The 300-nt window shown below is 37.3% G+C and carries 1 protein-coding gene; it reads right to left on the minus strand.

Annotation, left to right across the window (positions count from 1 at the left end; all coding sequences use genetic code 11):
• Nucleotides 1-41: 41 nt before the first annotated feature.
• The coding region (locus AB5935_RS26185; protein ID WP_368327891.1) for a RagB/SusD family nutrient uptake outer membrane protein at nucleotides 42-300 on the minus strand (259 nt) is incomplete at its 5' end.

A 300-nucleotide genomic window follows, 5' to 3' on the forward strand; every position in this document is an offset into this window, starting at 1 on the left:
GTTGGAAGGTACACTTTTCTATGTGAACCTTCCAATTGTGGTTAATAATCTTTGTTTTGAGATAATTTTGGATTTGCATTTAAAATATCCGTAGGAATTGGAAATACATTTCTAAAAGTTTCTGAACTTTGGTCAGGGTGTGCCCAATATTTTTTCAGATATTTTCCGAAACGTATCATATCTTCATGGCGCCATCCTTCCCATGCCAGTTCTCTGCCTCGTTCTGCATAAAGTTCATCAATCGTCAATTGGCTTGTAGTATATGCATCAAGCCCTGCTCTTGTACGAATCTTCTTGAAG

It is taken from the genome of Phocaeicola sp. RTP21198st1_B8_RTP21198_201120 (assembly GCF_040929485.1).
GTDB classification, from domain to species: domain Bacteria; phylum Bacteroidota; class Bacteroidia; order Bacteroidales; family Bacteroidaceae; genus Phocaeicola; species Phocaeicola dorei.